Below are 7995 nucleotides of genomic sequence, written 5' to 3' on the forward strand. Positions count from 1 at the left end.
CTTTCCGCGGTGACTGGCTCGATAAGATTTGACCAAGCTGAGCGCGCCAAACCTTCCGACACCCAAGCTAATATATTGAATTATAGATACATTTTCGGTGTAGATATTCCTGCTGACAGCATGTAATTCGAGATCGGCTCGATACCAATCGCGGCCAACGGGGTAGACGGCCGGCTCGGCTACCCATTCCTCATCTCTCGGCCATAGAGATCTGGCTCCATGCCCCCACCTCGATCCAATTCACCAAGTCGACGTGCCTCAGACTTGGAGCCTTTACCGCCTATTTTGGCCGTACCACGTTCCCTTGCCGGTTCCATGTTGGGCCAGATGGTTCGCTTCGACCAGAATGGCCAAGTGTTTTTTGACGGTGTTTCGGTTTGCACCTGTCAAGTTGACGATCTCGCTGATGGTTATGCGCCCACGCTCATTGATGGCCTCAACGATTTGCAGCGAGAGTTCGGGCAACGTGCCGAGCACAAGGCGTTCCCGCTCGATTTTTTTCTTCAACCTCCGCTTTTGCTGCTGCAGAGCGCGCAGGAAATACACAGCCCATGGCTGCCAATTGGGGTTCGGGCTGCGGATCGTCTTCTGGGTCTGGCGTAGCGCCAGATAGTAGCCTTCCTTGCTGTTCTCAATCACGCTTTCGAGGGAAGAGTAAGGCACATACGCATATCCGCTGCGCATCAGCAGGAGCGTCGTCAGAACGCGCGACAGCCGTCCATTCCCGTCCTGGAATGGGTGTATCTCCAGAAACACCACCGTGAAGATTGCGACGACGAGCAGAGGGTGCAGGCTTTGCTCGTTGAGTGTGTTGCGAGTCCACTCGATAAGCTCCTTCATCCGCTTTGGTGTATCGAAGGGCGTCGCCGTTTCGAAAATGACGCCAATCTCTTTCCCGTCGGCATCGAACGCACTGACATTATTGGCGAGTGTCTTATATGCACCGCGATGGCGTTCATCCTTGTTGCTGAACGCCAGCAGGTCACGGTGTAGTTGTGTCAGGTGGTTTTCGGTCAGATCAATCGCATCGAAATGCGCGAAGATCAATTCCATGACCTGCGCATATCCGGCGACTTCCTGCTCGTCTCGGGACTCAAAGAATTTGATGTCGAGGTTGGCGAGCAGCCGCTCCACTTCGCCGTCAGTAAGCCTGCTTCCTTCGATACGGGTAGAAGAGCCGATGCTCTCGATGGTCGCAACGCGGCGCAGAGCCGATAGGCGCTCCGGAGCGAGCGCGCCCAGCGCTCGCCAAGCCCCTTTGAATTCGTCGATCTCCGAGACCAGGGCAAGGATCTCGGTGGTAATTTGCAGAGAGTCGATCTTCAGGGTCATACCCACAAATATACCCACAAATACCCGAAAATTCAAGAACCGACATACCCAAGAAAGGACCCATAAATACCCAAATACGGGCAGCCGGCCAGCTTGAGAACAAGACCCACTCACTTCGCCGCAAGAGGCTCCGGTCTTTACTGGCGACCTGCTCAGCAAGGTTTGTACGTTGCGCCGGCCTGAACCGGCTGGCCGCAGAGAATTCCGCCCTGCGTAAGTATGGTGGCCAAATCTTCGCCCTCGGCCGTCAAGCACTGCACAACAAGGGTATCGCCAACCCTGGAGGCGATCTTGCCGTCGCAAGGTGTTCCGGCACCGACAGGTTTGCAGGCCAGGACGAGCCCCTGGTAGTCTCGGCGCGCCGCTTCCGTCACCAGGAGGCGCATAGCCTGAGGCCTGGAAAACGCCGCTCCGCACAGCAGGATCTTGCGACCGCCGACGCGCAGATCATCGACCGATGGGATTGCGAGCTTGCCGTCAAACGGCTTGAGCTCGGCTACCGGCTTCGCGGGGGACGGGCCGCCCCTCTGCATCACGATGATGCCCAGAAAGCCAACACCAAACAAAACAGCCACGACGGCAAGCAACGCTATGCTCCTGACTGACAAAACCATCCTCCATCCGACCCTGTGCGGCCGGTCCGCTCATTTCGTCGCAAGGGCGCTCAGTCTTTCTATCTGCTGCATGTACTTCTCGATGACGATCCTTTCCGAAAACTGCCGCTCGACCTTGTTTCTGCTCTGTGCCCCCATTCTGTCCCTGGACGAGCCGTCCAGCCGCGCAAACTCGACCATCTTGCTCGCAAGGTCATCAGGGTCCCTCACCTTGCATAGGAAGCCATTGACGGAGTGGTCCACCACTTCCCTGCATCCTGGCACGTCGGTTGCGATCAGCGGCTTGCCCATCGCAGCCGCCTCGAGCAGCGAGCGCGGCGTTCCCTCCCTGTAGGAGGGCAGCACGACACAATCGGCGGCACGCATGAAAGGCCGCACATCCTCGGTGGAGCCGAGATATTCGACCAATCCCTCGCCAACCCATTTTTCCACGTGCTCGCGGCTGACCGCGGTCCGGTTTTCGACATCAAGAAAGCCGAGTAGCTGGAAACGCACTCCGGGCACCTCACGGCAAACCCGACGGGCCGCCGTGATGAACTCGCCGACACCCTTGTCCCAGAGAAGCCGGGCCACGAGAAGAAAGACGATGGCGCCAGACCCGGTGCGCGCTTCGGACAACGGGGCAAAACGCACGAGGTCGATGCCGGAGCCAGGCAAAAGCGCGGTTCGATCCTTGCGAACCAGACGTTCGTCGACGAACAGCATCCGGTCATCGTCATTCTGGAAGAAAACCATTTTGGAACGGGCCAATGCCACCCGGTACAAGGCCTTGGCAATCCTGAGCAGCAGACCACCGCGGACGAACGCCGTCCCCAATCCCGAAATGTTGTTGATGACGGGAATGCCGTTCAGATTGGCCGCGATGGAGCCGAACACATTGGGCTTGATCGTGAAGCCGACAAACGCCAGCGGTCTCTCGCGCCGCAAGAGACGCCAGTAGCGCCACAGAAGGACCAAATCCCGCAACGGTGACGTGCCGGAATTGTCCATGTCGAGTTCGACATAGCGGCAGCCCATGGCCCCAATCAGCGGAGAATACTCGTCTCTCGGCGCGACGACGACCACGTCATAGCCACGGCTCCGCAGCGCCTCGATCAGTCCCTTGCGGAAATTGACGACATTCCAGGATGTGTTTATCGAGACGACTATCTTGTTGCGAGCAACGGCCGTCATCTCTGCCCACCCGGATATGACGACGGCGCTCTCAACAGCATATCCGCAAACCGATCCGGCGATCTTTCCGACAAGGTCTTTCCGTACAAGGCCGACCGGTCACCGACTTGAATGACCTTCAGCAGTGCTTCCGCAATTTCCGACGCGCCAAAGCCGGCTGAAATCTCCAGGCCCGACAGCATGTCCAGATCTCCCGCACAGGGGGTGGTGACGATGCCGGGAATCCGGCAAGCCATCATTTCCAGAAGGACGTTGGGAAATCCCTCCGTCGCCGACGTGAGCATGCCGGCACGCGCTGCGCGAAACAGCGGAAACGGGTTGTCTCTCTGGCCGAGCAGATTTAGTCGCGAGGCCAGATCAAGCTTGCCGGCGCGGGCTCTCAACTCCGCTTCCATGGGGCCAGAGCCAACCATGGTCAGCCCATAATCCTCGCCGGTCCTTCGTCTGACTTCGGCCAGCACATCAACCGCGATCGTCGGACGCTTCACATCAATCAGCCGGCCGCACCAGACTATCTGTGGACGGCGGGAAAGTATCTCGGCGTCGTGCCCGGACAATGCCTCCATCGACATTTTGACGATGAGATCGTCGTCGACCGGGTTGGGCAAAGTACACAACTTGGCGATTGCTCGCCGGGGCAATACGTCACGCAAGCGTTCATTCATATAGCTCGTTTGCGCGACTATCATGTCTTGGCTGCCATAGGCAGCGTAGAGCGCCTTGTAAGCGAGCGCGCGAGGACCCTTGAAACGATCCAGAAGTACCGTGGACTCGCGGGCGACCAGCCTATGGCTGCGGAGAAGTCCAATGCTTCGAGCGGCAGCCAGAAACGAGTTTACCCGTGCGTGGCTCGAGAACACCAAATCGTACCGACGCCGGAGCAGCCGCGGGGCGAGCAAAAACTCGCTCATGGCCTTGCCGCCGCCAAAGCCGTAGCTGCACCGAATTCCGTCCTGGTGTGATCCAGCGGCCTCGCCCGCCGCCTGGCTACCCAAGAAGCCGATTTCGACGTCCCAGTCGGGTCGCCTCGCGAGTGCGCGCGCAACAAGTTTCAGAATGGTTTCGGCACCGCCTCTTCTGTCGAGCGGAATGGCGATCAGCGCGAGCTTCCTTTTCATGAGCCGCGGGAACTCACTGTTTTCGCCGAAAGACATAGGCGTAGGTTTCAGCGGCATCCTTGCGGAGAAACAGGGCCGAAACGCCTAACCAGATGCGCCAGGCAAGAAAGGCCGGCACGAAAAAATAGAAGTAGGAGCTTTTCCAGAACAGACGGCGCTCGACAAGTTCCAGGTCGTTCCGTTTTGCGATTGTCTCGACGTCACTGGGCAAGCACTTGTCGTAGAAGGCCGGAAACCCGTCATGACCCATGCCCTTTTCAGGATAGATCGCAAAAAGCAGCCGTCGCTTCATCCCCTCCGGCAGGACCCGATTCAATCTGGCAAAAACGGCGTTGCGCGAGGGCGAGAAAATGGCAACCATGCCTCCCGGCTTCACGCAACTGGCAATGCCGCGCACGGCACCCTCGCCATCACGGACGTGCTCGAGCGTTGCCTGGCAAATGACGACGTCAGCATCGCCCCTCCCCCTAAACGAGGTAAGGTCCGCTTCAATCTCCTCGTCGTATATTCCGCGTGGCGCTTTCGACAACTCTTCCGCGTCGAGGTCGAGCCCAACGACAAAAAGCCCCAGGCGCCGCTTCTCCGAAAGACTGACGAACGGCCTGGCACCCCCGCCAAGATCGTAAACCCGTGCGTTTGAGGTAAGTAAGGGAGGTGCTATCTCCGTCGCAAAGGTACGGTTGCCGTCGATGCGAAGGCGCCGCGGCAGAGCACTGTCCAGGAACTCGGAAATGGCCACATTCGCGCGAACAAACTTTCGCAATATCGACACTGCTTCACCACCGGTTTCGTTTGGCGATCTGCGCCCACTCGGATTTGACATCCGCGCTATATCCTGTGGAAGATGTAGAGCCGCGTATGATGCGAAAATGGGCCGAGCAACCGGTCCGCAGCAGCACGCAAACCTCTCAGGATTCCATTCTTGCTGTCGTACCAGGCCTGCATCGGCTTGGAGAAAAATGTCTCGTCCTTCAGCCCCTTGAAGCCTCCCCTTGGCTGTGATCCCAGAAGCTTGAAGCCGTACTGTTCGAAACTGGAAACAATCGAAGACGGCTCAAGAACGAACTGGTAAAATCCGGCCTGTTCACCTGAAAACCTGGGATAGAGACCCATTCTGATCTTCAGCCGTCGGAGAGGAGAAATGCTCGGCACTGTCACGAAGGCAACTCCTCCTGACCGGATGATGCGCCTCATCTCCAATGCGATCTCATCGTAACCGTCGAAGAAGTGCTCGATCACCCCCAGAGACCACACCCCATCGAAGAATTCGTCCGCGAAGCCCGTTGCTCGAACATCCCCCACGGTCACTTGCAAATGGGGCGCGGCACGGTTCACCATCCCCACGGTCTTCTGCGCGAAGTCGATCCCGTAGGCGGAAAAGCCTGCCTGGTGGAGGCCATGGACCGTATTGGCCAAGCCACATCCAGCGTCCAGGATCTTGGCCGATCCGGTCAGGTATCGCCTGGTGGTTTCAACGACAAAGCGATCCGGCCTCAAGACAATCCCTTCGGCCCAGTGAGAATCCCAATAGTCGTCATCAGCCACCGTGCCGACATGGACGATGCGCCTGTTTTCCTCGTCGTAGAGTGCTTTCTTCTCATTCATTTCTGGCATCCGGCCCGACCACCAAAACAGTGCGCTGTTTCGCATCAGGCCCTTGGTCTGCAATCACATTCCTCAATGCGAAAAAGGAACAGGCAGCGGCAACGACATATCCGAACAAAAACGCCATTTCACTGCCAAGCGGCACCCGCCACCAAAGGCCCAATGCCGCCAGACAACAGCAAGCCAACGCCCCTATCGCGTAGGAATAGGTCAACGTCATCGCTTTGCTCGACCGAAGCGCAAACGGATCGATGATCACCTTTTTCGTCCTGTTGATCAGAACAGCACAAGAAACGATCCCGAACACCACAGGGTCAAAAGACTTCCCCAGCCATCCGGAGGCATGGCCCGAGAAAAACAGGCCAACTATTCCGGCCGCCGCCGCGGTCGCAAAAATGAGTGCGATGGCCGCTCCCTCGAACAGTCCGCGCCGAAACTCCCTGACGTTTCCATTTGCGGCGCTGAGAAACGCCCTTGGCACGAAAACGAAGCTGGCCGCATTCATGAAGAAGCCGACGGACCGTTGTGAAAGATCGACACAAAACGAGAAGACACCGAGATGGGTCTCGGAGCCAAGCAACAAAACTATGTATCGGATGCCGACAAACACGCCGCTCTCGGCCAGATTGCTCAACACAAATCCCCAGCCAGTGACCAGAGACCCGGCAAGATAGGAAAAGCCAGGCCGTCTCAGATTCCTAGGTCCCAGCAAGGCAAATGAAATCAGCGCTCCGACGAAATAGCTGAGCGAAAAGGCTGCAAGAGCCGAGCCTACTTTCGCATCTCCGACAAGCAGGACTATAGCTCCTGCCTGGTATGCGACGGCCTGGCCAATCGCCGACCAACCGTACGCCCACAAGCGCAGTTGTGACCTCAAAATCTCTTGAAGTGCGGTGTGCAAGCCGAAAGAAACGATGATGGTCGCGGCAACGGCATTGCCAAATCCCAGCCACGTCAGTGCCAGTCCAGACAGGACGACAAACAACGCCACAACTGCCAGCACGGTCAAGATGGACGATACGTACTCTCTACCCATTCCCGCGGCATGCATTTTTGCGGAAACCGGCATTATCGAATAGGTCGCGACTCCAAAAACAAGTGTCGAAATAAATGAAACTGTTGCAATCGTCGTGCTGAAAATACCGTACTGTCCAGTCTCCAGATGGCTGCCGATGTACAGCAACGTCGCTATGTTCAGAAGACCAGGAACAATTCGTATTACGATGGCTTCCACCAACTTCCACAGGCTGGCTTCTTTCATGAAGTCACCCGCACGAATGACCTCTTGAGCAAGAACGGGAAACTCAAGGCACCAAAGCTCAAACAGGCAAGAACCGCCTTGCCCAGGAACCGAACCGACCGATATCGTCCTAGCCAGAACGCCTTGATGTAGTTCAAGTTCAGCAACAACATCGGGTATGCATTTTGCCGCTGAAGAAGCCGAATCCTTGCCGTCATCCCCTCCGGCAAATATCGTTTTCGTCCAATCTCGACATTGACACAGATAACGTCGTATTCGATCGCCAATCTGGACCAGAGAAGAGATGTTGGAACACGGCGGAACCGCCCCGCTGGGGGCACGGCAACCCGTTTAAGCAAAGGAGTTTTGATGACCTCCTTCTTGTCGCCGACCACCCGTTCGTCGGCCCGCATCTTTATCAGGTTTGTCCGTTCCGATGGAAATGGCTCTGCTGCCGTCTCTGGGTGGCCAAGAGCCATCGAGAACACAAAACCCGCAATCTTCTCATCGACACTTCTCTGCGAGAGGTGCTCACAGACTTCCGGCAAGCGATCGGTGAAGAGATCGTCGTCATCATCGAAGACCATGCAATAGTCGCCAGTGGCGGAAGCAATCGCCGAAAACATCGCGCGGCCTCTGCCGTCATTCGGGCCGGTGGTGACCACCAAACTGGCATCGCGAGATGCGATTTCCGCAAGCGCTTCGTTCGTTCCATCGGTCGAACCGTCGACATGGACGCATATCTGCAATGGGCAGTCCGTACGCAACAGTTGCTGAACCAGCGCCGCAACGCGATCCCGCCGATTGAACGTAAGCGATGTCGCGACGGCACCTTTCGGTGATCGGCGTGAAGGACGATGTTCGGAGCCTTTGAGGGCTTCGACACATGACGATTTCAGAGCTTACGCTTAAA

General features: G+C 57.2%; 8 protein-coding genes. All 8 read right to left on the reverse strand.

Annotation, left to right across the window (positions count from 1 at the left end; genetic code table 11):
- Positions 1 to 273 precede the first annotated feature (273 nt).
- The 8 genes from NKI66_RS19205 to NKI66_RS19240 all read right to left on the reverse strand — a co-directional run bounded on the left by NKI66_RS19205 (position 274) and on the right by NKI66_RS19240 (position 7981).
- The gene (locus NKI66_RS19205; protein WP_352752564.1) at positions 274 to 1332 is read right to left on the reverse strand and encodes a Fic family protein; all 1059 of its coding nucleotides are present in this window, start codon (positions 1330 to 1332) and stop codon (positions 274 to 276) included.
- Positions 1333 to 1484: 152 nt separating this feature from the next.
- Positions 1485 to 1919, reverse strand: coding sequence for a hypothetical protein (locus NKI66_RS19210; protein ID WP_127295725.1), 435 nt, complete (start codon positions 1917 to 1919; stop codon positions 1485 to 1487).
- A 57-nt stretch (positions 1920 to 1976) separates the two neighbouring features.
- Positions 1977 to 3119: a glycosyltransferase family 4 protein gene (locus tag NKI66_RS19215; protein WP_023808545.1), complete on the reverse strand. Its 1143-nt coding sequence runs from the start codon at positions 3117 to 3119 to the stop codon at positions 1977 to 1979.
- The gene (locus NKI66_RS19220; protein ID WP_031212201.1) at positions 3116 to 4273 is read right to left on the reverse strand and encodes a glycosyltransferase; all 1158 of its coding nucleotides are present in this window, start codon (positions 4271 to 4273) and stop codon (positions 3116 to 3118) included. Before NKI66_RS19220 ends, NKI66_RS19215 begins: the two co-directional genes overlap by 4 nt.
- Entirely contained in the window at positions 4251 to 5060 is an 810-nt protein-coding gene (locus NKI66_RS19225; RefSeq protein ID WP_081734723.1) for a class I SAM-dependent methyltransferase, read from the reverse strand. Before NKI66_RS19225 ends, NKI66_RS19220 begins: the two co-directional genes overlap by 23 nt.
- A 5-nt stretch (positions 5061 to 5065) precedes the next feature.
- A complete protein-coding gene (locus NKI66_RS19230; RefSeq protein ID WP_023808548.1) occupies positions 5066 to 5842 on the reverse strand; it encodes a class I SAM-dependent methyltransferase in 777 nt (258 codons plus the stop codon).
- Entirely contained in the window at positions 5835 to 7103 is a 1269-nt protein-coding gene (locus tag NKI66_RS19235) for a polysaccharide biosynthesis protein (RefSeq protein ID WP_023808549.1), read from the reverse strand. The genes NKI66_RS19230 and NKI66_RS19235 overlap by 8 nt, the downstream gene beginning before the upstream one ends.
- Positions 7100 to 7981 (reverse strand): glycosyltransferase family 2 protein, encoded by an 882-nt coding sequence (locus tag NKI66_RS19240; RefSeq protein ID WP_352752570.1) that lies wholly within the window; start codon positions 7979 to 7981, stop codon positions 7100 to 7102. Before NKI66_RS19240 ends, NKI66_RS19235 begins: the two co-directional genes overlap by 4 nt.
- Positions 7982 to 7995: the final 14 nt, after the last annotated feature.

The sequence above is a fragment of the Mesorhizobium sp. M0518 genome, assembly GCF_040321125.1.
Lineage (GTDB): Bacteria > Pseudomonadota > Alphaproteobacteria > Rhizobiales > Rhizobiaceae > Mesorhizobium.

Excerpts from the sequence above, each read along its gene's own strand:
- NKI66_RS19205 (WP_352752564.1), bottom strand. The coding sequence starts at position 1,332 with ATGACCCTGAAGATCGACTCTCTGCAAATTACCACCGAGATCCTTGCC.
- NKI66_RS19215 (WP_023808545.1), bottom strand. The coding sequence starts at position 3,119 with ATGACGGCCGTTGCTCGCAACAAGATAGTCGTCTCGATAAACACATCC.
- NKI66_RS19220 (WP_031212201.1), bottom strand. The coding sequence starts at position 4,273 with ATGTCTTTCGGCGAAAACAGTGAGTTCCCGCGGCTCATGAAAAGGAAG.
- NKI66_RS19225 (WP_081734723.1), bottom strand. The coding sequence starts at position 5,060 with ATGTCAAATCCGAGTGGGCGCAGATCGCCAAACGAAACCGGTGGTGAA.
- NKI66_RS19230 (WP_023808548.1), bottom strand. The coding sequence starts at position 5,842 with ATGAATGAGAAGAAAGCACTCTACGACGAGGAAAACAGGCGCATCGTC.
- NKI66_RS19235 (WP_023808549.1), bottom strand. The coding sequence starts at position 7,103 with ATGAAAGAAGCCAGCCTGTGGAAGTTGGTGGAAGCCATCGTAATACGA.